19 protein-coding genes are annotated in these 25,634 nt (G+C 68.9%); 3 read left to right on the forward strand and 16 right to left on the reverse strand.

Annotated elements, in window-relative coordinates:
* Positions 1-8 precede the first annotated feature (8 nt).
* The 16 genes from Q0C38_RS15150 to Q0C38_RS15225 form a co-directional block, all read right to left on the reverse strand.
* Entirely contained in the window at positions 9-2,390 is a 2,382-nt protein-coding gene (locus Q0C38_RS15150; protein ID WP_291297945.1) for a xanthine dehydrogenase family protein molybdopterin-binding subunit, read from the reverse strand.
* Between the two features lie 79 nt (positions 2,391-2,469).
* A complete protein-coding gene (locus tag Q0C38_RS15155; protein WP_291297946.1) occupies positions 2,470-2,973 on the reverse strand; it encodes a (2Fe-2S)-binding protein in 504 nt (167 codons plus the stop codon).
* Positions 2,974-3,119: 146 nt separating this feature from the next.
* A complete protein-coding gene (locus Q0C38_RS15160; protein WP_291297947.1) occupies positions 3,120-4,175 on the reverse strand; it encodes an ABC transporter ATP-binding protein in 1,056 nt (351 codons plus the stop codon).
* A gap of 46 nt (positions 4,176-4,221) precedes the next feature.
* Entirely contained in the window at positions 4,222-5,286 is a 1,065-nt protein-coding gene (locus Q0C38_RS15165; RefSeq protein WP_291297948.1) for an ABC transporter ATP-binding protein, read from the reverse strand.
* 11 nt (positions 5,287-5,297) lie between these two features.
* Complete coding sequence (locus Q0C38_RS15170) at positions 5,298-6,179, reverse strand: ABC transporter permease (protein WP_291297949.1); 882 nt, start codon at positions 6,177-6,179, stop codon at positions 5,298-5,300.
* Between the two features lie 14 nt (positions 6,180-6,193).
* Positions 6,194-7,135 carry an ABC transporter permease gene (locus tag Q0C38_RS15175; protein ID WP_291297950.1) on the reverse strand — a complete coding sequence of 314 codons (942 nt, stop codon included), beginning with the start codon at positions 7,133-7,135 and terminating at the stop codon, positions 6,194-6,196.
* A gap of 90 nt (positions 7,136-7,225) precedes the next feature.
* Positions 7,226-8,815, reverse strand: a complete 1,590-nt coding sequence (locus Q0C38_RS15180) for an ABC transporter substrate-binding protein (protein ID WP_291297951.1) — start codon at positions 8,813-8,815, stop codon at positions 7,226-7,228.
* Positions 8,816-8,889: 74 nt separating this feature from the next.
* Complete coding sequence (locus tag Q0C38_RS15185) at positions 8,890-10,488, reverse strand: ABC transporter substrate-binding protein (protein ID WP_291297952.1); 1,599 nt, start codon at positions 10,486-10,488, stop codon at positions 8,890-8,892.
* Positions 10,489-10,614: 126 nt separating this feature from the next.
* Positions 10,615-12,213: an ABC transporter substrate-binding protein gene (locus Q0C38_RS15190; protein WP_291297953.1), complete on the reverse strand. Its 1,599-nt coding sequence runs from the start codon at positions 12,211-12,213 to the stop codon at positions 10,615-10,617.
* Between the two features lie 201 nt (positions 12,214-12,414).
* The gene (locus Q0C38_RS15195; protein ID WP_291297954.1) at positions 12,415-14,001 is read right to left on the reverse strand and encodes an ABC transporter substrate-binding protein; all 1,587 of its coding nucleotides are present in this window, start codon (positions 13,999-14,001) and stop codon (positions 12,415-12,417) included.
* A gap of 21 nt (positions 14,002-14,022) precedes the next feature.
* The gene (locus tag Q0C38_RS15200) at positions 14,023-15,594 is read right to left on the reverse strand and encodes an ABC transporter substrate-binding protein (protein ID WP_291297955.1); all 1,572 of its coding nucleotides are present in this window, start codon (positions 15,592-15,594) and stop codon (positions 14,023-14,025) included.
* Positions 15,594-17,192: an ABC transporter substrate-binding protein gene (locus Q0C38_RS15205; RefSeq protein WP_291297956.1), complete on the reverse strand. Its 1,599-nt coding sequence runs from the start codon at positions 17,190-17,192 to the stop codon at positions 15,594-15,596. The genes Q0C38_RS15200 and Q0C38_RS15205 overlap by 1 nt, the downstream gene beginning before the upstream one ends.
* Positions 17,192-18,796, reverse strand: coding sequence for an ABC transporter substrate-binding protein (locus tag Q0C38_RS15210; RefSeq protein ID WP_291297957.1), 1,605 nt, complete (start codon positions 18,794-18,796; stop codon positions 17,192-17,194). Before Q0C38_RS15210 ends, Q0C38_RS15205 begins: the two co-directional genes overlap by 1 nt.
* 94 nt (positions 18,797-18,890) lie before the next feature.
* Positions 18,891-20,423: an aldehyde dehydrogenase family protein gene (locus tag Q0C38_RS15215; RefSeq protein ID WP_291297958.1), complete on the reverse strand. Its 1,533-nt coding sequence runs from the start codon at positions 20,421-20,423 to the stop codon at positions 18,891-18,893.
* A gap of 4 nt (positions 20,424-20,427) precedes the next feature.
* Entirely contained in the window at positions 20,428-21,270 is an 843-nt protein-coding gene (locus Q0C38_RS15220; protein ID WP_291297959.1) for an NAD(P)-dependent oxidoreductase, read from the reverse strand.
* Complete coding sequence (locus tag Q0C38_RS15225; protein WP_291297960.1) at positions 21,270-22,019, reverse strand: SDR family NAD(P)-dependent oxidoreductase; 750 nt, start codon at positions 22,017-22,019, stop codon at positions 21,270-21,272. Before Q0C38_RS15225 ends, Q0C38_RS15220 begins: the two co-directional genes overlap by 1 nt.
* A 117-nt stretch (positions 22,020-22,136) precedes the next feature.
* Here Q0C38_RS15225 and Q0C38_RS15230 point away from each other — a divergent pair, with 117 nt between their 5' ends.
* The 3 genes from Q0C38_RS15230 to Q0C38_RS15240 all read left to right on the forward strand — a co-directional run bounded on the left by Q0C38_RS15230 (position 22,137) and on the right by Q0C38_RS15240 (position 25,593).
* Positions 22,137-22,991 carry a metallophosphoesterase gene (locus Q0C38_RS15230; protein WP_291297961.1) on the forward strand — a complete coding sequence of 285 codons (855 nt, stop codon included), beginning with the start codon at positions 22,137-22,139 and terminating at the stop codon, positions 22,989-22,991.
* 122 nt (positions 22,992-23,113) lie between these two features.
* A complete protein-coding gene (locus tag Q0C38_RS15235; protein WP_291297962.1) occupies positions 23,114-23,563 on the forward strand; it encodes a GtrA family protein in 450 nt (149 codons plus the stop codon).
* A 452-nt stretch (positions 23,564-24,015) separates the two neighbouring features.
* Positions 24,016-25,593 carry an undecaprenyl-phosphate glucose phosphotransferase gene (locus tag Q0C38_RS15240; protein ID WP_291297963.1) on the forward strand — a complete coding sequence of 526 codons (1,578 nt, stop codon included), beginning with the start codon at positions 24,016-24,018 and terminating at the stop codon, positions 25,591-25,593.
* The last annotated feature ends 41 nt before the right edge of the window (positions 25,594-25,634 follow it).

Here is a 25,634-nt window from a genome sequence, read left to right on the forward strand (position 1 = left end):
CCCTTCCGCTACTCGGCCGCCATGCGGGGCCGGTTGGCATTGATGATGCCCCACACCTTCTGCGGCGTGGCTGGCATGTCGATATGCGTGATGCCGTGGTCCTTCAGCGCATCCACCACCGCGCCGATCACCGCGGGCGGAGAGCCGATCGCGCCGACCTCGCCGCAGCCCTTCACGCCCAGCGGGTTGTGGGTGCAGAGCGTGACGGAGGTGCCGACGCTGATGTTGGGCAGGTTGTCGGCCCGCGGCATCGTGTAGTCCATCATGCTGCCCGAGAGCAGCTGCCCGTCGGCGTCATAGACGCAGGTCTCGAGCAGCGCCTGGCCGATGCCCTGCGCCACGCCGCCCTGCACCTGGCCCTCGACGATCATCGGGTTGATCACCCGGCCCACATCGTCCACCGCCGTGAAGTTCACGACCGAGACGACGCCCGTGTCGGGGTCGATCTCCACCTCGCAGATGTGGCAGCCGCCCGGATAGGTGAAGTTCTTCGGGTCGTAGAACGCCGTCTCCTCGAGGCCGGGCTCGAGTTCCTCGATCGGGTAGTTGTGCGGCACGTACGCGGTCAGGCTGATCTCGGCGAGTGCCTTGGAGCGGTCGGTTCCCGCCACCTGGAACTTGCCGTCCTTGAACTCGATGTCGGCGGCATCGGCCTCGAGCAGGTGGGCTGCGATCTTCTTGCCCTTGGCGATGATCTTGTCGGCCGCGCGATCCATCGCCGACCCGCCGACGGCGAGGCTGCGGCTGCCATAGGTGCCCATGCCGAACGGGATCCGCGCCGTGTCGCCGTGCACGATGTCCACCTGGTCCATCGGCACGCCGAACTTGGCGGCCATCAACTGGGCGAAAGTCGTCTCATGGCCCTGGCCGTGGCTGTGCGTGCCGGTGAACACCGTGATCGAGCCGGTTGGGTTCACGCGGATGTTCGCCACCTCGTAGAGGCCCGCGCGTGCGCCGAGCGAGCCGACGACGGCGGACGGCGCGATGCCGCACGCCTCGAGATAGGTGGAGATGCCGATGCCGCGCAGCTTGCCGCGTGCCTTCGCCGCGGCCCTGCGCGCCTCGAACCCCGCCCAGTCGGATGCCTTCAGGCAGGCTTCCAGGGTCGCGACATAGTCGCCGCTGTCGTACTGGAGTGCCACCGGAGTCTGGTAGGGGAAGGCGGATGACGGGATGAAGTTCCGCCGGCGGATCTCGACGCGGTCCATCCCCATCGCGATCGCGCACTGGTCAACCAGCCGCTCGATCAGGAAGGACGCCTCTGGCCGCCCGGCGCCGCGATAGGCATCGACCGGCACGGAGTGGGTGAAGACCGCCTTCACCTCGGCGTAGATCGCCGGCGTGGTGTAGGTGCCGGCGAGCAGCGTCGCGTAGAGGTAGGTCGGCACGCAGGGCGCGAAGGTGGAGAGATAGGCGCCCATGTTGGCGTGCGTGTGCACGCGAAGGCCGAGGAACTTGCCGTTCGCATCCATCGCCATCTCGGCGACCGTCACATGGTCGCGGCCGTGCGCGTCGGACATGAAGCTCTCGGTGCGATCGGCCGTCCATTTTACCGGGCGCTTTACCTTCGCCGATGCCCAGGTGACGATCGCTTCCTCGGCGTAATGGTAGATCTTCGACCCGAACCCACCGCCGACATCGGGGGCGACGACGCGCAGCTTGTGCTCGGGGATGTGCAGCACGAAGGCACCCATCAGCAGGCGGATGACGTGCGGGTTCTGGCTCGTGGTGTAGAGCGTGTAATCGCCCGACATCGTATCGAACTCGCCGACGGCCGCGCGCGGCTCCATCGCGTTCGGGATCAGGCGGTTGTTGACGAGTTCGAGCCTGGCCACCTTGTGCGCGCCGGCAAACGCCGCATCGGTCGCATCCTTGTCGCCGATGTGCCAGTCGTAGCAGAGGTTGCCGCCAACCTCGTCATGCACCAGCGGCGCGCCTGGCCGCAGCGCCGCCTCGAGCGAGGGCGCCCCCTTCAGCACGTCATACGAGACCGAAACGAGCTCGGCGGCGTCCTTGGCCTGCGCCTTCGTCTCGGCGATCACCACCGCGACCGGGTCACCCACGTGGCGCACCTTGCCGATGGCCAGCACCGGGTGCGGCGGCTCCGCCATCGGCGAGCCGTCCTTGTTGTGGATCTGCCAGCCGCAGGGAAGCCCGCCGATGTTCTCGGCCGCGAGATCCGCACCGACGAACACGGCCGCGACGCCGGGGGCAGCCTTGGCCGCCGCCGTATCGATGCCGGTGATGCGCGCGTGCGGGTGCGGGCTGCGCACGAGCACGGCATGCAGCTGGCCGGGACGGTTGATGTCGTCGGTATAATTGCCGCGGCCTGAGAGGAAGCGCAGGTCCTCGCGCCGCTTCACCGATGCGCCGATGCCTTCGAATGCCATTGACGTCTCCCGTTTTTCTCGTGTCGAGCCCAGCCGTTACCGAGCCCTGCCCAACCCGTTCTTCTTTCGCGGTGCTGGCCTACTCTGCCGCCCGCGGGAGTTCCTTCACCTTGCCGTGCATCACCTGCTGCGCGGCATCGATCGCCTTGACGATGTTGTGGTAGCCGGTGCAGCGGCAGAGATTGCCCTCGAGCCCTTCGCGGATCTCCTGTTCGGAGAGCCCCTTCGGGTTCTTCTTCACGAGGTCGATCGCGCTCATCACCATGCCGGGCGTGCAGAAGCCGCACTGCAGCGCGTGATACTCGCGGAACGCCTCCTGCATCGGGTGCAGCGTGCCATCCGCAGCAGCGAGGCCCTCGATCGTCAGCACGTCGCTGCCCTGGACCTGCACGGCGAGGATGGTGCACGCCTTCACGCTCTCGCCATCGATGTGCACCACGCAGGCGCCGCACTGGCTCGTATCGCAGCCGACATGGGTGCCCGTGAGCCTGAGCGTCTCGCGGAGCAGGTCGACGAGCAGCGTGCGGCCCTCGACCTCCGCCGTCACGGGCTTGCCGTTCACCTTGAGCGAAACCTGAGGCATGCGCCCTCTCCCCCGTCCTTGTCATTGCCGCACCACCAGAGGTGCGGCCACCGTTCCGGGCGGGAGTGTCAGGGCACGTGCGCATGACAGTCAAGCGCCCCTTCGCTGCAACCCGCGCGTGGCCCCCTGCCCGCGGGGGCAGCGCGTCAGACGAGGGCTGCCGCCGGCGTCGTGCGCATGACACCCGCATCGTGCAGGTGGCAGGCAGCCAGATGGCCGGGCGCGATCGCCTTCAGTGGTGGCTCGTCGATCCGGCAGCGGTCGAACGCGTGCGGGCAGCGCGTGTGGAACCGGCAGCCAGGCGGCGGCTTGATGGGTGACGGAACGTCGCCGGTCAGGATCACGCGCTCGCGTTTGGCCGTCGGGTCAGGCAGCGGCACGGCCGAAAGCAGCGCCTCGGTATAGGGGTGCTTCGGGGCGGAGAACAGCGCCCGCTTCTCCGCCACCTCGACGATCTTGCCGAGATACATCACCGCCACGCGGTGGGTGATGTGCTCGACGATCGCGAGATCGTGGCTGATGAACAGAAGCGACAGGCCCAGCTCGTCCTGAAGGTCGGACAGCAGGTTGACGATCTGCGCCTTCACCGAGACGTCGAGCGCCGAGACGGCCTCGTCACAGATGATGAGGTCGGCGCCGGGGGCGAGCGCACGCGCGATGCCGATGCGCTGCCGCTGCCCGCCCGAGAATTCGTGCGGATAGCGCTTCATCGCGTCCCTCGGCAGCCGTACCTTGTCGAGCAGCTCCGCCACGCGGGCATCGACATCCGCCTTGCCCGAGGCAAGGCCGAAATTGGTGATCGGCTCGGCGAGGATGTCACGAACCCGCAGCCGCGGGTTGAGCGACGAGAACGGGTCCTGGAACACCACCTGCATGCGCCGGCGCAGCGGGCGAAGCTGCGAGGCCGGCAGGTCGTCGATCCGCTGCCCGTCGAGCAGCACCTGGCCCGCTGTCGGCTCGATCAGCCGCAGGATGGTGCGGCCGACCGTGCTTTTGCCGCAGCCCGATTCGCCCACGAGCGAAAGCGTTTCGCCCTTGTCGATCGAGAACGACACGCCATCCACGGCGTACACGTAGGCCGAGATTCCCGACAGGAAGCCGGAGCGGATCGGGAAATGCTTCTTGAGGTCGTTGACCTCGAGCAGCGGGCGCTTGGCCACGGGAGCGGCGTTGTTCTGTGCCTGCATCATTCCGCTGTTCATCGTTCCGGCCCGCTGTTCATCGTTCCGGCGTTCATCGTTCCGGTGTTCATGCCGCCACCGCCTCGCGCGGGGCGTTGTGGCAGGCGACGAAATGCCCGGGCGCCTTCGTCTCCACCGCCGGTGCGACCTTGCGGCAGATGTCGGTCACGGCAGGGCAGCGGCCGGCGAAGGCGCAGCCGATGATCGGCTTCTTCAGGTTCGGCACGATGCCCGGGATCTCCGACAGCCGCGACCGCCCGGTGGAGGTGAGCGAGGAGCCGAGCTTCGGCACGGCACCAAGCAGCCCCTGCGTGTAGGGATGCCGCGGCCGCGCAAACAGGTCGATCGCCGTCGCCTCCTCAACCTTGCGGCCGGCGTACATCACCACGATCCGCTCCGCCATTTCCGCGACGACGCCGAGGTCGTGCGTGATCAGCAGGATGGCGGAGCCGAGCTTCGACTTGAGCTCGCGCATCAGGTCGAGGATCTGCGCCTGGATGGTGACGTCGAGCGCGGTCGTCGGCTCGTCGGCCACCAGCAGCTGCGGGTTGCAGGCGAGCGCCATCGCGATCATCACGCGCTGGCGCATGCCGCCCGAGAGCTGGTGCGGATACTCGCGCACGCGTCGTTTCGCTTCCGGGATGTGCACCAGGTCGAGCATCTCGACCGCGCGCGCTTCGGCCTGCCTGTCGTCCATCCCCTGGTGGAGCCGCAGCGTCTCGCCGATCTGCCGGCCGACGGTGAGCACCGGGTTCAGGCTCGTCATCGGTTCCTGGAAGATCATGCTGATCGCGTTGCCGCGGATCTTGCGCATCTCGTGCTCGGGCACCTCGAGCAGGTTGGTGCCCTGGAACAGGATGCGCCCTGTGATCCTGCCTGGCGGCTCCTGGATCAGCCGGAGGATCGACATCGAGGTGACGGACTTGCCGCAGCCCGATTCGCCCACAACCGCCAGCGTCTCGCCGCCGGCGATCTGGAACGATAGGCCGTCGACCGCGCGCACGGTGCCGTCAATCGTCTGGAAATGCGTCCGCAGGTCATCGACCTGCAGCAGCGGGCCGGTGTGGCCTGCTTTCGCGGCGGCGGCCTCGGTCTTGTTCAGCGCAGGCGCGCCCGTGAGTGTCTGGTTCATCGCACCCTCCCTCAGATCCGCTTCGCAAGCCTGGGGTCGAGCGCATCGCGCAGACCGTCGCCGAGCAGGTTCACCGCAAGCACGGTGACCGAGAGGAAGAAGGCCGGGAAGAACACGATGTAGGGAGCCACCTGCCAGAGCGCGCGGCCCTCCGCCATCACGTTGCCCCAGGAGGGGATGATGGGCGGCGTGCCGGCGCCGATGAAGGACAGGATCGCCTCGGTGATCATCGCCGACGCCGCGATGTAGGTCGCCTGCACAGTGAGCGGTGCGAGCGTATTCGGCAGGATATGGCGAAGGATGATCCGCGGCGTCGTCGTGCCGGCTGCGATCGCCGCCTCGACATAGGGCTGCTCGCGCAATGACAGCACCACGCCACGCACGAGCCGCGACACGCGCGGGATTTCCGCAACCGTGATGGCGATGATCACGTTCTGCACCGAGCCCCGCGTCAACGCCATCAGCGCGATCGCGAGCAGGATGGGCGGGATCGACATCAGCCCGTCCATGATCCGCATGATGATGCCGTCGAAGGCGCGGATGAAGCCCGAGATGAGCCCGATGGTCAGCCCCGCGATCGAGGCGAGCACCGCCACCGCGATGCCGACGATGAGCGACACGCGCGCGCCGTAGAGCACGCGCGAATAAACGTCGCGGCCGAGCATGTCGGTGCCGAACCAGAACTGCGCCGAGGGCGGGCGCACACGTCGTGCCGGCGCCAGCGCCTGTGGGTCGGACGTCATGAGCAGCGGCGCGAACACGGCGAGGAACACCATGACGCCGAGCAGGAAGCCACCGAGCGCGATCGTCGGGTGGCGGCGGATGAAGGTTCGGATGCGGCCCCGCTTCACCTCTTCGGGGAACACATCCACCATCGCGGGTGCCGTGGCCATCGCTGTGTCGGGGCTCAATAGCGGATCCTCGGGTCGAAGACGGTGTAGAGCAGGTCGATGCCCAGGTTCACCAGCACGTAGATGAAGCTGAACAGCAGCACCACGCCCTGGATGACAGGGTAGTCACGGCGGAGGATGGCATCGACGGTGAGCCGGCCGAGGCCGGGGATGGCGAAGACGCTCTCGGTGACCACCGCGCCGCCGATGAGCAAAGCGATGCCGATGCCGATCACGGTCGAGATCGGCACGGCGGCGTTCTTCAACGCATGCAGGAACAGGATGCCGCGGCTGCCGAGGCCCTTGGCCTTGGCGGTGCGGATGTAGTCCTGCGCCAGCACCTCGAGCATCGTCGCGCGCGTGATGCGCGCGATCAGCGCGATGTAGATCGAGCCGAGTGCGATAGAGGGCAGGATCAGGTTCTCGAGGAACGGCCAGAAACCCTGGCTCAGCGGCGTGTAGCCCTGCACCGGCAGCCATTCGAGCTGGAGCGCGAAGATGTAGGCCAGCAGGTAGCCCGTCACGAACACCGGCACGGAGAAGCCGAACACCGCGAACGCCATCACGCCGCGATCGATCCACGAGCCCGCCTTCCACGCCGCCATCACGCCCATCGGCACCGCGATCAGGATCGCGAGGGTGATGGTGATCAGCATCAGGCTCGTCGTCGGCTCGATGCGCTGCGCGATCATGTGGCTGACCGGCAGGTTGGTGAAGATCGAGACGCCGAGATCACCCTGCATGATGCGCCACAGCCACTCGCCGAACCGCACCACGAAGGGGCGGTCGAGCCCGAGCGAGGCGCGGATGCGCTCGACATCCTGCGGCGTTGCCTGGTCGCCGGCGATCACCGCTGCCGGGTCGCCCGGCGCGAGATACAGCAGCGAGAACACGAAGAAGGCGACGATCAGCATCACCGGAATGGTGGCCAGTACGCGCCGTGCGATGTAAGCGAGCATCGTTCTCCCTACCCAGCTTGGCCGGATTGCAGAAGCGCGGACATTGCCATCCCGGAACCTCTCACACAGCCACCCATCACGTTTTGGCCATCAGCTTTTCGTCACGCCCCAGAACACCGGCATCGGCCCCTTGCCGATGCCGGCAACGTTCCGCCGCCATGCCTGATACGACATGAAGAGCCCGTTGGGCACCCATGTCATGAACGCCATCGAGGCTGCGTTCAGCCGCGCGACCGCGGCCTTCTGCTCGGCCACGTCATCGGCCGCGAACCAGGCAGCGACCTCGCCCTCGATCGTTGCATCCTCGGGCCAGCCGAACCACGCCTTGTCGCCATTCGCGCGCAGCGCCGTGTAGGCAGCCGGCGTCGCGCAATCGGCCCCGGCATGCCAGGTGTGGAACAGGTTCCATCCGCCATCCTCCGGTGCCTCGCGCCGCGCGCGGCGCTGCGCCACCCCTCCCCAGTTCGTCGCTGCCACCTCGACGCGGAAGCCGAGCGCATCAAGCAGCCGCTGCGTCACCTCCGTCATCGCCGCGAGGGGTGCGATGTCGGTCGGCGCGAGCAACACGACGTTCGCACCGGCGTGTCCCGCCTCCGCCACCATCCGCCGGGCGGCGTCGACGTCGCGCGGGCCGCTCAGGATCTCGCCGCCATCCTCGGCGTGGAACGGCGTTCCGGGGGTGAAGAAGCTTGGGCTTCGCCGCCAGAGGATGTCGTCGTTGCCGACGACGGCGCGCATGTAGTCGGCCTGGTCGGTCGCGAGGGCCACGGCGCGGCGGACGCGGACATCGTGGAAGGGCGGATGCAGGTGGTTGAACCGCAGCGCGCCGAGATTGCCCATCGAATCGGCAATCTCCACCGCGACGGCACGGTTGCGCCGAAGCGCGGGGGCGAGGTCCGGCAGCACGGTCTCCACCCAGTCCACCTCGCCCGCGGCAAGCGCCGCTGCAGCGGCGGAAGGCTCGGGGATCGCCAGCCACTCGATGCGGTCGACCGCGACGCGTTTGGCGCCGGAAAGCCAGTCGGGCTGTTCTTGGCGCGGAACGTAGGCGGGGAAACGCTCGAATACCGCGCGCTTGCCACGGTCCCAGAGATCGCCCCGGAAGCGCATCGGGCCTGAGCCGATCGCCTCGCCGATCTCGGCAAAAGGGTCGGTGCGCGCGAGCCGTTCCGGCATGATGAACGCGCACGGCGCCGCCTGCTTGCCGAGCGCGTGCAGCAACTTCGGGAACGGTGCAGCCAGCACGAGCCGCACCGTCCTGTCATCGGGTGCATCGAGGGTGCGGCGCAGCGCGCGCAGCATCTGGCCCATCGGGTCGCGCACCATCCAGCGCTCGAGGCTGGCGACCACGTCAACGCCGCGCACCGGCGCGTCGTCATGGAAGCGCAGGCCCTCGCGCAGCCGGATGGTCCATGTCAGCCCATCGTCGCTGACCTCATGTCCCTCGGCCATCTGCGGCTGGGCGCGGAACTGGCTGTCAACGCCGTAGAGCATGTCCCACACCAGGAACGCGGCGTTGCGCACGACATACTGCGTGCCCCAGATCGGATCGATACTGGAAAGACCCGCCTGCGGCACGAAGCGCAACGTGCGCGTGGCAGGGCCCTGCGCATGCACGGCCGGTGACGCGAGGCCGAGCCCCGCCGCCGCTACCGCCGTGATGATCGCCCGCCGCCGCATTGCGCCCCCAACCTTGCCTGCGCCCCAGCCTTGCCTGCGCCCCAGCCTTGCCTGCGCCCCAGCCCTGCCTGCGCCTACGCCGTCTTGCCCATGTTGTAGAACAGCACCACCGGGCTCCTGATCACGCCCGTGACGTTGCTGCGCCACGCCGATGGCGACAGGAAATGCCCGAGCGGCACGTGCGGCACCACCTTGAACGCCTCGACCTGGATCGCCTCGGCGATGCGCTTCTGCTCAGCGAGGTTCGGCGCATCGAACCATTCCGTGCGCAGCGCCTCCATACGCTCGCTCGACGGCCAGCCGAACCAGCCGCCGGCACCGGTGCCGACCGCGCGCATGCCGACGGCCGCCGGCGGGTCGAACCAGTCAGGCCCCGCCCAGGTGGTGTGGAAGATGTTCCAGCCGCCACGCTCCGGCGGCTCGCGGCTCGCGCGCCGCTGCACCACCGTGCCCCAGTCGGTCGCGACGAAGTCGTGGTTGATGCCGAGCCGGCGCATCAGGTCGGCCGTCACCTGGCTCTGGGCCGCGATCGTCGGGAAATCCGAGGCGTGCAGCTGAACCACCTTCTGGTTGGTATAGCCGGCCGCACGCAGCGCATCCTTCGCACGGTCGATACTGCGTACCTTGAGCGCATCGGAACCCGCCTCGGTGTGCATCGGGCCGCCGAACGACCAGTAGGAATGGGAGGTCTTGTACATCGCCGGCTCGTCGCCGACGACCGCCTTGAGGAAATCCTCCTGGTTGACCGCGAGCAGCAGCGCCTGGCGGATCTCGGGGTTGTCGAAGGGTGGATGCAGGTGGTTCAGCCGCATCATCCCGACGGTGCCGAGGAGGTCGCGGTTCTCGACCACCACGTTGCGGTTGCGGCGGAACAACGGCAGCAGGTCATGCAGCGGGAGCTCGATGAAATCGACCTCGCCGTTCATCAGTGCGTTCCCCGCAGTCGCCGGGTCCGAGATGATGTGCCACTCCATCCGCTCGGCGTTCGCGCGCTTGCCACCAGCCGTCCACGACGGCGCCTCCTGGCGCGGCACATAGGCATCATTGCGCATATAGACCGCGCGCGAGCCCGGCACCCATTCGTCACGCATGAAACGATACGGGCCCGAGCCCACGCCGGACGTGATCTGCGTGTTGGGGTCGGTTGCCGCCACGCTTTCGGGCATGATGAAGCATGGGCTCGCATTCGCCTTGGCGATCGCCGCGAGCAGGTGCGAAAACGGCTTCTGCAGCTTGATGCGGAAGCGGCGGTCGTCCAGCACATCGATGCTGTCGAGCCGCTTGGCGATTTCCTGCCCGAAGCCGTCACGCGCCCACCAGCGCTTGATCGAGGCGACGCAGTCCTGCGCGCGCACGGGCTCGCCGTTGTGGAACTTCTGGCCGTCGCGCAGCGTGAACACGTAGCTGCGGCCGTCATCCTCGATCTGCCAGCCATCGGCCGCCTGCGGCTTGACGGCGAGGTTCTCGTCAACCGACAGGATCGTATCGTAGACGAGATAGCTGTGCGTCCGCGTGATCGTCGCCGTCGTCCACACGGGGTCCAGGCTCGTCAGGTTCGCCTGCGGCACGATCCTGAGCGTCCGCGATGCGGCTGATTGCGCGTATGCCGGTGCGCCGAGCCCGGCGGCGGCAACGGCCGCGGCACTTCTTCCAAGAAGATCACGACGTCGCATGGTGTGTTCTCCGTCCCGACACCGAGAAAAGCCAACCGCGCCGCGATCGTGGCGGCGCCAAGCTTGAATGCCCGCCTTACGGTCTGGGCGCTGCCGGGATCGCCCCCGGCAGCGCCGCCCGGTCGGTCAGGTCTTGCTCACGCCCCAGAAGAAGGGCAGCGGCCCCTTGGTGATGCCGGTGACATTCCGGCGCCACGCCTGGTAGCCGAGGTAGAAGCCGTTGGGGATGTAGACGACATCGCGCATCGCCGCCGTGTTGATGGCGTCGAACGCGGCCTTCTCCGCCTGCGGCGTGGCGGCATTCAGCCACGAGTCGATCTCGGTCTCGACCGCGGGGCTGTTCGGCCAGCCGAACCACGCGCCATCGCCGTTCGCGCGCAGCGCGTTGTACGAGGCCGGAGCGATGCAGTCGGCCCCCGCATGCCAGGTGTGGAAGATGTGCCAACCGCCCTGGCCCGGCGGCGCCTTCGACGCACGCCGCTGGCCGACCGTGCCCCAGTCGGTCGCGACGAAGTCGACGGTCATGCCGAGGCTGCGCAGCAGCGCGTTCGTCACCTCGCCCATCGCCTTCAAGGGCGCCTGGTCCTGGCCGACGAGAACGGTGATCGGCTGGCCGCTGTAGCCGCTCTCGGCGAGCAGGCGCCGCGCACCCTCGATATTGCGCGGGCCCTTCAGGATGTCGCCGCCCACCTCGGTGTAGGCCGGCGTGCCTGGCGTGAAGAACGACGGCAGCAGCTTCCAAAGCGCCTCGTCGTTGCCGACGACGGCGCGCATGTAGTCCTCCTGGTTGATCGCCATCTGGATGGCGCGGCGGGCGCGCACATCGTTGAACGGCGCGTGCAGGTGGTTGACGCGGAAGCTGCCGATGTTGCCCAGCGGGTCGGCGATGTCGACCATGATGTTGCGGTTCCGCCGCAGCACCGGCACGAGGTCGGGCAGCGGCGTCTCCCACCAGTCGATCTCGCCGTTCTGCAGGGCGGCGGCCGCGGTGGCGGGGTCGGGGATGATGTTCCACTCGATGCGGTCGAAGTTCATCCGCTTGCCGCCGGCGAGCCAATCGGGTGCTTCCTGCCGCGGCTGGTAGTCGGCGAACCGCTCGAACACGGCCTTCGAGCCGGGCACCCACTCGTCGCGCCTGAACCGCATCGGGCCGGACCCGATCACGTCCTCGGGCTTGATCTGGGTGAAGCTGTCGGTCTTAGCCACGTGCTCGGGCATGATGAAGGCCATCGGCGTATTGTTCTTGCCGAGGGCGAAGATCATCTTGGTGAACGGCTGGTTCAGCCGGAACCGGAACGTCCGATCATCGACGGCCTCGAGCGCATCGAGCCTGCCGCGGATGAGCTGGCCCAGCGGGTCGCGCGGCATCCAGCGCGTCAGGCTCGCCACCACGTCCTTCGACAGCACGGGCTGGCCGTTGTGGAACTTCAGGCCACTGCGGAGGCGGAACGTCCACGTCTTGAAGTCGGGCGAATGCTCCTCGCTCTCGACCATCTGGCGCTGCGGCTCGAGCTTGCTGTCGACGCCGTAGAGCGTGTCCCAGATCAGTGCCGAGCCGTTGCGCACGACGTACTGCGTGCCCCAGATCGGATCGAGGTTGGCGAGGTTGGCCTGGGGCACGAATCGAAGCACGCGGTTCGCTGCCGCCTGGCCGCGCACCGATGGTGCCGCGAAGCCGGTCGTACCTGCGGCCACGGTGCCGGCGAGGAAATTGCGACGTTTCATTCTGTTAAGCCCCCATTGCCATCATTCGGCCTGAGGACCAGCGCCCCAACGCTCATGCGCCGCACTTGCCGTGCGGTCACTGGCGCGTGTCCCGAGGCCCGGTCGAGCCTCAAGCCGTCCCAGTGACTACTTTACGGGCAAGGGGCCTGGGCGCAAGCCGTTATCGCACCCATGGCCTGGTCCTTCCGCAATCGTGACGGCTCAGCCCTTCCTGAGATTCCAGAACACGGGAATGCCCTTCAGCACGCCCGTGAGGTTCCTGCGATAGGCCGTGAACTGCTTGTAGTGGCCCAGCGGGATGCCCGGGGCGGCCTCGAGCGCCGCTGCCTGGATCTCGGCAGCGAGCCGCTGCTGGGTCGGGAGGTCCGTTGCCGCGAGCCACTGGGTGCGGAGTTCCTCGAGCCTCGGAACGTTCGGCCAGCCGAACCACGCCTGGTCGCCATGCCCGCGCACCTGGCTGTGCACCAGCGGATCGAGGAAGTCGTAGCCGGCGAAGCTGGTGCAAAGCGCACTCCACCCCCCCTGCGTCGGAGGTTCCTTCTTCGAACGGCGCTGCAGCACCGTTCCCCAATCCATCGCCTGGTAGTCGGTGTCGAAGCCCATCTGGCGGAACACGTCACCCATGACTTCCGATGCCGCCTTGGGAGCCAGGATGTCGGTCGGCCCGAGGAACACCACCTTCTCGCCCCGGTAGCCAGCTGCCTGGAGTGCCGCGCGGCCCGCCGCGATGCTGGACTTGAACGCCTCAAGGCCGGCGTTGTTGGCGAGCGGCGTTCCCGGCGTGAACCAGCCGACACCGGTGGTGTAGCCGGCAGGATCGTTGCCGTTGATCGCGATCACCACGTCCTGCTGGTTCACCGCAGCGATTACGGCGCGGCGGATGGCCGGGTTGTCGAAGGGCGGGTGCAGCGTGTTGAAGCGCAGCGCCGAGACCAGCCCGATCGGGTCCTGCACGTCGACCACGATGTTGCGGTTGCGGCGCAGCAGCGGCTGGATGTCGACCTGCGGCTGCTCCCACCAGTCGATCTCTCCGGCCTGCAGCGCGGCGGCCGCTGTTCCGGCATCAGGCAGGATGCGCCACTCGATCCGGTCGAGGTTCATCACCTTGGGGCCAGCCGTCAGGCTCGGCGTGCCGGTGGCAAGCGGGCGATAATCGGCGAAACGCTCGTAGACCATGATCTGCCCGGTGATCCACTCGTCGCGCTTGAAGCGCATCGGGCCGGAGCCAGTGTAGTCGGTGATCTGCTGGAACGGATCGGTCCTGGCCACCCGCTCGGGCATGATGTAGAGGCCGTTCGAGGGCTTGGCGAGCGTCGAAATCAGGCGCGGATAGGGCGCCTTCAGGCGGAATCGGATGCGCCGGTCGTCGAGCGCCGTCACCTCCTCCGTCGCTGCCGCAGCCGCCTGCCCCATCGGGTCGCGACGCCACCAGCGGGTGATCGAGGGCACACAGTCCTGCGCGCGCACCGGCTCGCCATCGTGGAACTTCAGCCCCTCGCGCAGCGTGACGATGACCGTGCGCCCGCCATCCTCCTCGACATGGCCCGCCGCCATCTGCGGGCTGACTGCGAGGTCGGCGTCGGAGCCGTACAACGTGTCGTAGACGAGGAAGGCGTGGTTGCGCGTGACATAGGCGGTCGTCCACACGGGGTCGAGGCTGCCGGGGTTCGACTGCGGCGCGAAGCGCAGCAGCCGGTTCGCCGCCACCCCCTGCGACACGGCGGGCGCGGAAAGCCCGGCCGTCGCCGCGAGCGCTGCACTGCCCCTCAGAATATCTCGGCGCTTCATGCCATCCTCCCCGTTTCTTTCTTAGAACGAAACATCCCAGAACCGCGGAATGCCGCCAGGCTGGGCCGCACCGCGGAGTGTGCGCCGATACGCCATCGGCTGGAAGAACTGGCCGAGCGGCACGTACGGCACGTCGATCATCGCCTGTTGCTGCATCGCCGCCGCGATCGTCCGCTGCGCCACCAGCGTCGGCGCATCGAACCACTGCTCGCGCAGCTCCTCGAGCCGCGGGCTGTCGGGCCAGCCGATGAAGCCCTGCGCCCCCTGCCCGCGCAGCACGAGATGCCCGGCGGGGTCGAGGTGGTCGAGCCCTGCCCAGTTCGAGAAATACACACTCCACCCGCCGCGCGCGGGCGGCTCGCGCGAGCCGAGGCGGCGCACCACGCTGCCCCAGTCCATCACCTGTTCGTCCACCGTGAGGCCCATGCGCCGCAGCATGTCGACGCCGACCGCCGACAGCGCGGCGACCGCGGGAACATCGGTGGCGGCGAGCACCACCACAGGCTCTCCCCTGTAGCCGCTCTCGGCGACGAGCCGCCGCGCGCGGTCGAGGTCGAACGTCAGCGCGCCGAGGCCCGCTTCGTTGGCAAGCGGCGTTCCTGGCGTGAAGACGCCGACTCCCGTTCGCCAGAGAGAACGATCCGTTCCCATCACGGCCTGCATGTAGTCGGCCTGGTTCACGGCCGGCAGCACGGCACGACGAAGGACAGGATTGTCGAAGGGCGGCTGCAGGTGGTTCATCCTGAGCGTCGAGATGAAGCCGAGCGGATCGGGAATCTCGACCGCGACCTGCGCCTCGCGACGCAACACGGGCAGCAGGTCTGGCGTTGCCCTCTCCCACCAGTCGATCTCCCCAGCCCGAAGCGCCGCGGCCGCCGTCGCTGGATCGGGGATGATCGTCCACTCGACACGGGGGATCGACACCCGCTTCGGCCCCGCCAGGAACGACACCGTTCCGCTTTCGCGCGGGACGTAGCCTTCGAACCGCTCGTAGACGACGCGGGCGCCCGCATTCCACTCATCGGCACGGAACCGGAACGGCCCTGAGCCGATCACCTCAGGCCCGCCGAACGGCTGGAACGCATCGCGCGCGGCGATGCGCGCGGGCATGATGAAGGGGGCAAGGCTGCCTGGCTTGGCGAGTGCCTCGCGCATGTGCGCGAAGGGCCGCTTGAGGCGAAACACCACGCTTCGGTCATCGCGCGCGACCATCTCGTCGGTCAGTGCAATGAGCCTGCCGCCCATCGCGTCGCGCCTGCCCCAGCGGGCGAGCGAGGCGATCACGTCGGTCGCGCGGACGGGTTCGCCATCGTGGAAGCGCAAGCCATCGCGCAGCGCCAGCGTCCACTTCCTGCCGCCATCCTCGACCGTCTCGCCACCCACCATCTGCGGCATCGGGCGGAAGGTGTCATCGAGGGCGTAGAGCGTATCCCACACCAGCAGGCCGTGGTTGCGGGTGATGTAGGCGGTCGACGCCACCGGATCGACGACGGACAGGTTCGCGTGCGGCACGAAGCGCAGCGCGCGCGCGGCCTGTGCGTGGGCGACGAACGGCGCGGCGAGAGACGCCACCAGAATGGTTCGACGACGCATCAGGCCCTTCGCACGTTCAATGGCAGCACCATGCCTTCCATCACGCCCGTGAGGCTCCGCCGCCAGGCAGAGGAGGTGAAGTACTGGCCGAGTGGCCAGTACGGCACGTCCTGCCAGAACTGCGCCTGGATGCGGCGGCCGAGCCCGGCCTGTGCCTCCGCCGGGGCGTCGAACCACTCGTCGCGCAGCGCCTCGAGCGCGGGGCTGGTCGGCCAGCCGAACCAGGCGCCATCGCCGTTGCCGCGCAGCAGCAGATGCGCGCCGGGGTTCATCAGGTCAGCGCCGGCGAACAGCGACACCATCACGTTCCATCCGCCCTGGTCCGGCGGTTCCTTCCTCGCGCGGCGGGCAAGCACCGTGCCCCAGTCCGACGTCGCGGGCGCGACCGACATCCCTGCCTTCTGCAGCGCATCGATCGCGACGATGCTGATCGCGTTGGTGTTCACAACATCGGTGGCGTGCAGGAACACCACGGTCTCGCCGCGATAGCCCGCGGCGGCGAGTGCGGACTTCGCCGCATCCGCACTGCGCGGGCCGCTGACGGCAGCGATCCCTTCGTCGGACGCCATGGGGGAGGCCACGGGAAAGCAGCCGACGCCATCGCGCCACACCGCGCGATCGCCACCCATGATCGCCGTCATGTAGTCGGCCTGCGCGATCGCCGGCAGCAGCGCGCGGCGACGCTCCGCCGTGTCGAAGGGCGCATGCAGGTGGTTCGGCCGCAGCATCGCCTTGATGCCGGAACTGTCGAGGCGATCGACCACCACCTCGCGGTGCCGCTGCACCACGGGGCGGAGATCATTCGCCACCTGTTCCAGCCAATCCACCTCGCCGGCCTGGAGCGCGGCGGCGGCCGTGCCCGCATCGGTGATGATGCGCCACTCCATGCGGTCGAAATGCGCCAGCTTCGGCCCCGCCGTCATCGAGGGCGTTCCCTCGCGCGGCACGTAGCGCCCGTAGCGCTCATAGACGAGCTGGCTGCCGGAGACGCGCTCATCGGCCTTGAACCGGTACGGACCCGAACCAATGATCTCGCTGATCGCGGTCGCAGCCGGCGTGCGCGCCAGGCGCTCGGGCATCACGAAGCAGGGGTAGGACGAGGCCTTGCCGAGCGCGTCGAGCATCGGGCCGAACGGGCGCGTCAGGTTGATCTCGAACCGCCTGTCGTCGAGGGCGCGCATCGTCTCGATCCGGGCAGCAAGCGTCTGGCCGTGCGTGTCCCGCGTCATCCAGCGCCGGATGGAGGCCACCGCATCCGCCGCGCGCACGGGCTCGCCGTCATGAAAGGTGGGGCCCTGGCGCAGCGTGAAGGTCCAGCGCTTGCCGTCGCTGTCAACGACATGGCCTTCGGCAAGCTGCGGATGAGGCCGGAACTGGCTGTCGAGGCCGTACAGCGTGTCCCATACCATGTGGGCGTGGTTGCGCGTCTGGTAGCCCGTCGTCACCATCGGATCGAGGATGGAAACATCCGCCTGGGGAACGAATTTCAGCACCCGCGCGGAGGTTGGCTGGGCGAGCGCCGGGGCTGGGAGAGCGACCGAGGCGGCAAGCGCCGCCCCCATCGCTCCCCCGGCTCCGAGGACGGCGCGACGCCGCATCAGGCAGTCCGCCGCACGTTCCAGAACATCGGCACGCCGCCTGCCGCCATCACGCCGGTGATGTTCCGGCGATAGGCGATCGGCTGGAAGTACTGGCCGAGCGGGATGTAGGGAACGTCGGTGAAGAGCTGGCGCTGCATGTCGGCCGCGATCGCCTTCTGGGAATCGAGCGTCGGCGCCTCGAACCAGGCATCGCGCAGCTGCTCGATCCTCTCCGACGTCGGCCAGCCGATGAACCCGGCATCGCCCTGCCCGCGCAGCATGTGATGGCTTGCGGGGTTGAGGTGGTCGAGGCCGGCCCAGAAGGTGAAGAACACGCTCCACCCGCCGCGGTCGAGCGGCTCCTTGCTCGCGCGGCGGCGCACGACCGAGCCCCAGTCCATCGCCTGGGTGTCGAGGTTGAGGCCGAGCTCGCGGAACATGCCGCCGCCGACCTGGCTCAGCGCCACGAGGCTCGGCAGGTCGGTGGTCGAGAGGAGCGCGACGCGCTCGTTCGTGATGCCGGCTTCGGCGATCATCCGTTTCGCGAGCGCGATGTCCTCCTTGTAGACATCGGCGACGCCGACATCGGTCGCGAGCGGCGTGCCGGGGGTGAAGGCGCCGACATTCTTGCGGATCAGCCGCGGGTCGCCGCCGATCACCGCCGTCATGTAGTCGGACTGCCGCACGCCGCGGATCAGCGCCTGGCGGAATTTCGGGTTGTTCATCGGCGCGTGCAGGTGGTTCGGCCGCATCACCGCGATCAGGCCCAACTCATCCTGCACCTCGACGGCGATGTTGCGGTTGCGCCCGAGCAGCGGGAGATAGTCGCCCGTCGGCTGTTCCCACCAGTCGATCTCGCCTGCCTGGAGGGCAGCGGCCGACGTCGCGGCATCGGGGATGATGCGCCACTCCACGCGGTCGAAATTCACGACCTTGGGGCCTGCCGTGAACGAGGGCTCTCCCTGCTCGCGCGGACGGTAGGCGGCGTTGCGCTCATAGACGACGAGGGAGCCCGAGTTGAACTCGTCGCGCTTGAACCGGAACGGACCCGAACCGATCATGTCCTCGGGCCGGATCTGAGTGAACGGGTCGGTCGCTGCGATCCGCTCCGGCATGATGAAGGGCGCATTCGAGGTGGGCTTCGCCAGCGCGTCGAGCATCAGCGGGAAGGGCTTCGAGAGCCTGATCTGGAAGCGGCGGTCGTCGAGCGCCACCCACTCCGTCACGACCGAGGCCATCTTGGCGCCGAACGCGTCGCGCGCGGCCCAGCGCTTCAGCGAGGCGATCACGTCGCCGGACCGGACGGGCGTTCCGTCGTGGAAGGCAAGGCCGGTGCGCAGCGTGAAGGTCCAACGCTTGTTGTCGTCCTCGAGCGTGTGGCCCTCGACCATCTGCGGCTGTGGGCGATACTGCGCATCGAGGCCGTAGAGCGTGTCCCACACCATGAAGCCGTGGTTGCGGGTGACGTAGGCGGTCGTCCAGATCGGGTCCATCACCGTCAGGTTGGCCTGCGGCACGAAGCGCAACGTGCGCGCGCCCTGCGCCTGCGTGATCGGCGGTGCGCCAAGCGTCGCACCCGCGGTCGCGGCTGCGGTCGCGGCAAGGAAATTGCGTCGCTTCATCTCTGTCTCCCGTTGGTCGACCCCATTGTTGCGCCACAGCATGCGGGCGGGCGGGGAGGTCTGTCCACACCCCCCTGCGTGCAGGCGGCAGCACTCAGCCCTTCGCGGGCCCGTAGCCGAAGCCGGCCACGGGCTCGGCCGCCGTCTCGACCCACACGGCCTTGGTGCGCGTGTAGGCCGCCAGCGCCTCGATGCCCGATGAACGGCCGATGCCCGACGCACCGAAGCCACCGAACGGCACGCTGACATGGATCGTACGGTAGCCATTCACCCAGAACGTGCCTGCCCGCACGGCGGCAGCGACGCGATGCGCGCGGCCGACATCGCGCGTCCAGACGGCACCCGCAAGCCCGAAGCGCGTGGCGTTGGCCAGCGCGATCGCCTCCTCCTCGGTGTCGAAGGGGATGGCGGCGAGGACGGGGCCGAACACCTCCTCCTGCGCGATCCGCATCCGGTTGCCGACATCGGCGAGCAGCGTGGGCGAGAGCCAGAAGCCGCCTTCGGGCAGCGATGCCGGGGCTGCGCCACCGGCGGCAAGCCGCGCGCCATCCGCCACGCCTTCGGCGACCATCCCGCGCACCTTGGCGTATTGGCGTGCGTTGGCCACCGGCCCCATCTCCGTCGCCTCGTCGAGCGGGTGGCCGAGGCGGATGCGCCCTGCCCCTTCCGCCACGGCAGCGACCAGCCGCTGATGCACGCCGCGCTGCACGAGCAGACGTGACCCGGCCACACAACTCTGCCCGCAGCCCGCGAAGATGGCCGATTGCGCGCCGATCACGGCACGGTCGAGATCGGCATCGTCGAACACGATGTTCGCACTCTTGCCGCCGAGTTCCAGCACCGCCGGGATGCCACGCGATGCGGCCGCGGCACCAACAGCCGCGCCCCCCTCGGGGCTGCCGACGAACACGACCTGGCCCACCTCGGGGCAGGCGATCAGCGCAGCACCCGTGCTCGCGCCGAAGCCGGGCACCACCGTCAGCACCCCTTCCGGCAGCCCCGCCTCGAGCGCGAGCCTCGCGAAGGCGAGCGAGGTGAGCGGCGTGAGCTCGGACGGTTTCAGGATGCAGGCATTGCCGGCCGCGAGGATGGGGGCGACGTTCCAGCCAGCGGTGAACAGCGGCGCGTTCCAGGGCGTGATGGCGAGGATCACGCCATAGGGCTCGTGCCGAACCGTCACGTGGTGGCTTGTCGGCACCGGCACGACACGGCCTTCGAACTTGTCGGTCCAGCCCGCCCAGTAGCGCAGCATGTCTGCGACTGCAGCGACCTCGCGGAGGCAGTCACGCACCGGCTTGCCCGACACCGCGGCCTCCAGCCGCGCGAGCGGTGCGGCGGCAGCGGCCACGCGATCGCCCCAGGCCCAGAGGGCGCGGCCGCGCGCGGCGGGGGTCAACGCCGCCCAGGCGCGGAAGCCCTTCTCGGCCATCGCTGCCGCACGCGCAGCCACGGCAACACCTGCATCGGCGTAGGCGAGGATCGGCGCGCCCGTCGCCGGGTCGGTGAGCGTGACGGGCTCGCCGATGCCGGAAACGAGGCCAGCGCCGATCCAGGAGCCGGGCGCGGCCCCCTCACCCATCAGCGCAGCGAAGGCCTCGCGCGCAGCCCCAACTGAATCGTGGATCATGCCGTCAGACATCTCGCAGCCTCGCTTGCGCGACCCGGTTGAAATCCGCCCCGTCCTCGACGCCGCTCGTGGCCCAGGCCTCGAGCACGGCGGCCGAGACGCTGCCCGCCCCGCCCATCGCCGCGGCAAGCGCGCCGGCGAGCCGAAGGTCCTTCCGCATCAGCCCCGCGGTGAAGCCCGAATCGAAGCTGCCGGAGGTGATCCAGCGCGGGAAGTTCACCTCCGTCGCGGCACTCCGTCCCGAGGCGCCGTTCACGACCGAGAGCAGCGCCGCGATGTCCACCCCCGCGCGCTCGCCCATGCGCAGCGCCTCGGCGGCGGTGAGAAGATGCGCCGCGACCAGCAGGTTGTTCACGAGCTTGGCCACCGCCCCTGCCCCTGGCCCGCCGACATGCACGACCTTGCCGGCGATCGCGTCGAGCACGGGCTTCGCGCGGTCGAGCGCGGCCGCATCGCCACCGGCCATCACCGTCAGCGTTCCAGCCGCTGCCCCCGCTGGTCCGCCAGAGACGGGTGCATCGACCCAGGCGAAGCCCGCGTCGGCGAAGCGGGGTGCGAGGGCGCGCGGGGTTTCGGGGGCGACAGTCGAGCAATCGAGGACGACACAGCCGGGTGCGGGGCCGGCGCCGAGGACCACCTCTGCGGCACCCTTCACGGCATCGTCATGCGGCAGGCTGAGGACGATCACCTCCGCCCCCGCCGCCGCGCGTTCGACCAGCGCTATGCCCCTGGCCTCGCTCCGCCGCACGACGGATAGATCCCATGCCGTCACGTCATGCCCGGCGGCGAGGATCCGCCGCGCCATCGGCAGCCCCATCGCCCCAAGCCCGATCACAGCAACGCGCATCAGATGACGAGCCCCCCGCTCACATGGATCACCTGGCCGGTGATGTAGCCGGCATCGGGCGAGAGCAGGAAGGCGATGGCGGCGGCAACGTCATCGGGCTCGCCGATCCTGCCCAGCGGGATCTCGGCTTCCACCGCCGGGAGCCGCTCGGGCGGCATGGCGCGATGGGCACCCTCGTCCTTCCGGATGAAGCCGGGGGCCACGGCATTGACGGTGATGCGCCGCGGCCCGAGCTCATGGGCGAGCGCCCTGACCATCGCCTCGACCGAGGCCTTGGCAGCCGCGGAGGCGGGGAAACTTTGCACATGCGCACGGAACACGTGCGCAACGAACGAGCTGACCGCGACGATCCGCCCACCAGGCGGCAACAGGGGCAGAGCTGCCGCGCAGAGGCGGAAGAAGCCTGCCCCGATCGCGTCCGCCGAGGCCGCATAGCCCCCGGCATCGAGGGCGGCGAAAGGCGTGCGATCAGCGAAGCCGGCATTGGCGACGAGCGAATCGAGCCCGCCGAAGGCCGCATTGGCGGCCTCGACCAGCGCCGCCGCCCCGTCCGGCGCGGCGAGGTCTGCGAGCGCCGTCTCGGCCAGGGCGCCCCTGGCGCTGCACGCGGCGGCGACCGCGGCGAGACCAGCGGCGTTGGCGCGCGTGGCAAGGAGAAGCGCAGCATCCGGCCCCGCAAGGCGACGTGCCAGCGCAGCCCCGATGCCGCTTGCCGCCCCCGTGACGAGAATGCGCCGTCGCTCTGCCATGCCCCTCTCCCATCGACGTGTCGCGGCGACCGTAACCGCTTTGTCAGCCAACGCCAGGGGCGCGGGCCCACCGGATGGGCTATAGGGAAAGGGCCGGATCACTTCGGAAGCGACCGCGTGTTCACTGTCCTGCAGATTTCCGACACCCACCTGTCGCAGCGCATCCCGCGCTTCAACGCCAACTGGGCCTGCGCCGCGCGGGTAATCGCCAGCCACCCGGCGGAACTCATCGTCCACACCGGCGATGCCGCGCTCGACGGCCCCGACCATGCGGCTGACCTCGATTTCGCTGCCTCTGCGCTCAGGACCGGGATCGGGGCCGAGGGGCCGCGGCTGCGCTGCGTTCCCGGCAACCATGACGTGGGCGACCGGCCCGTGATCGCGCCGCACCAGCCGACGACGGATGCACGCATCGCCGCCCATGCGGCCGCACTCGGCGCCTGCACGTGGGTCGATGACGCGCCGGGTTGGCGGCTGATCGGCATCAACACCCAGGTGCTCGGCACCGGCACCGCGGCCGAGGCCACCCAGGCAGCGATGCTCGCCGAAGCGGCGCTGACGCTGGGCGACAGGCTGCTCGCCCTCTTCATGCACAAGCCCCCCTTCCTCGACCAGGCCGACGAGCCGGATGCGGGCTACTGGACTGTGCCGCCAGGCGAGCGCGGCGCGCTGGCCCCGCTGCTGTTCCATGCGCGGCTCAGGCTGGTCGCGAGCGGGCACCTGCATGTCCACCGCCTGATCCGCCGCGGCGCGGTGATGCATGCCTGGAGCCCGGCAACGAGCTTCATGGTCGGCCCAGCGTTGATGGCCGACACGCATGGCGGCGAACGCCGCCTCGGCATCCTGCGGCACCGTTTCGGCGTCGACGGCGTCGAGACCGAGGTGGTGGCCCTGCCCGGTGCCGAGCCGATCGTGCTCGACCCGATCACCGACGAGATCTACCCGCCACCGCCCAGCCTGGCCCCCGCCTGACGCGCATTCCCCAGGCGTCCCGGCCGAGGCATGCCGGCCGCGTTGCCGCAGGCGCCGGTGCGTGCGACAAGCGCGCGTGCGCCACGCCAGCGCCGCCCCTCGCCCGGACACCCGCCACCGCCATGACTGAGCCCAGCGACGACACCGACGCCGCCCCTCCCAGGGCCGAGGCGCTGAAGGCGCTGATCGGCCAGATCATGCGATTCGGCGTGGTCGGCGTGATCGGCTTCGTGGTCGATACCGCGACGGTCTATGGGCTGCATTTCAGCGCCGGTGCCGATCTCTACACCGCCGGGGCGCTGGCCTACGTGGTTGCGGCGACGACGACCTGGGCGCTCAACCGGGCCTGGACCTTCAGGACCGCCTCGCGCGAACGACCGGCGCGGCAATGGGCGCTGTTCCTGGCGGTGCAGTTGATCGGCTTCGCGCTCAACCGGGGCACCTATGCGGCGCTTGTGACCTTCCTTCCGCTTGCCGCGGCGCATCCGGTCATCGCGGTCGCCGCAGGGTCGATCGCCGGGATGGGTGTGAACTTCATCACTGCAAGAGCGATTGTCTTCAGGGCGAAGTGAGCGTGACGGGGCTGGGCATACACACGCAAAGGTTGTATTCGCCGTAGTTTTGGCGCATTTCTTCGTTCAGTTGAACCGCGGTGTGTTTTTCGTCTCGCTTTGGAGCGCAGTGCTCCGAAGATGATGCAGCGCAGGTGGCTCTGGAGTGTGACACGGGCTGGTCGGGGACGTGTCCCACATCAAGGCCCGCCACCCTATCTGTCGGATCCGCAACTTGCGTGGCCCTGCGGCGTTTAGACCATGCGACCCCTACCCCACGCGATTTTGTGGACGTGACTGTAACATCTTGCCTTTTTATTTCCGCCTTACTCACCGCCGCGAAATTGACCTCAGGTTCTTCGCCTTCTGGTGCGATGCAGCATGAAGAGCCCGCTGCGAAAGCTGCTTCGCCTTGACTTTGCCACAGCCCGATGGATACGAAGCGTTATGCGCGTGCCGCTACACTCCCTCCCATGCTGAAGAGCACGAACGGCGCTCCTCCACTGGACGCTGACACGGCGCTGGCGGGCAAGCCTGTCGACGCTTCCGACACGCGAGCCTCAGCGGCGAGGCCGCGCGCGGCCGGCGCGCAGGCAACTTCCGCCGACGCCGACATCCCTGATGCCTGGCCCGACGAGCCGACGATCTCCGCGTCACCCCCGGCCCCGGTTCCGCACGGCATCGTCGCGACCATCGTCGCGGTGGCTGACGTGACGATCGTCATCACCGCCGCCTATCTCGCGTCGCTGATCACAGGCGGCGGGGGGGTGCTGCGTGACGAGACCATCCTCGTCACCACCATGCTTGGCCTCGGGCTGCTCGTCTGGCTCGGCGCCTACACGCATCGCACGATGTTCTCCGCCTCACGGCAGGTTCACGCGGTCGTCTCGGGTGCAGTCGCTGCCGCCGGGATCGTCGCCTTCGTCGAGACGGTGTTCGGCCTCTCACACCTGGTCAGTGCACGCTGGGCCGTCACCTGGGCCGGGTTCTCGCTCGCCGGCCTCGTTGCCTCGCGCGTCACGGTCTCGACGCTCCTGAAGTCGGACCGCCAGGGCCGCTACGCGCTGCGCACCGTCATCGTCGGCGGCGGGCCGCATGGGGCCCGGCTCGTGCAGTTCCTCCGCCTCCGCAATGACCGCTCGCTCCGCCTGCTCGGCTTCGTCGATGACCGCGTGACACGGATCGGCGTCGAGATGGGCGCGATCCCCTATTTCGGGCCGATCGACGAGGTGTTCGCGATGGTCCGCGCCGGGCTCGTCGACAAGGTGATCATCGCGCTGCCCTGGTCGGCCGAGGAGCGGATGCTGCAGCTGCTGCGCCAGCTCGCCGAATATCCCGTGCATGTTCGGCTGGCACCTGACCTGATCACCTATCATTTCCCCGGCCGCGTGCTGTCGGATGTCGGCGGCGTGCCGCTTCTGCACCTGCTCGACCGGCCGATCAGCGGCTGGGGCTACCTCGTCAAGCGGGCGGAGGACATCGCGATCGCGAGCGCTGCCCTGCTGCTGCTCGGCCTGCCGATGCTGGCGATTGCCGCCGCCGTCAGGCTCAACAGCCCAGGGCCGATCCTGTTCCGCCAGCCCCGCATCGGCTTCAACAACCGGCCGTTCGAGGTGCTGAAGTTCCGCACGATGTACGCTCACATGTCGGAGCGGAAGATCACCCAGCAGGCGCAGCGGGACGATCCACGCATCACCCGCATCGGCGCGATCCTCCGCCGCCTCTCGCTCGACGAGCTGCCGCAGCTGGTCAACGTGCTGCGCGGCGACATGTCGGTCGTGGGTCCCCGCCCGCATGCGCCGCAGACGCGCGCGGCAGGCAGGCCGTTCGAGGAGGTCGTCGCGCGCTACGCCGCACGTCACCGCGTGAAGCCCGGCATGACAGGGCTTGCCCAGGTGCGAGGCTGGCGCGGCGAGACTGACACGGAGGAAAAGATCATCCGCCGCGTCGAGAGCGACCTTGAATACATCGAGAACTGGTCGGTCTGGCTCGACATCGCCATCCTGGTGCGCACCCTCCTGATGGTGCTGAAGATGAAGAACGCCTACTGAGCCTGGCGTCCGCCAAGGTCGCGCGGATCGCGGGCGGCGCG

The organism is Elioraea sp. (genome assembly GCF_022842375.1).
In the GTDB taxonomy this organism is placed as follows: Bacteria; Pseudomonadota; Alphaproteobacteria; order Acetobacterales; family Acetobacteraceae; genus Elioraea_A.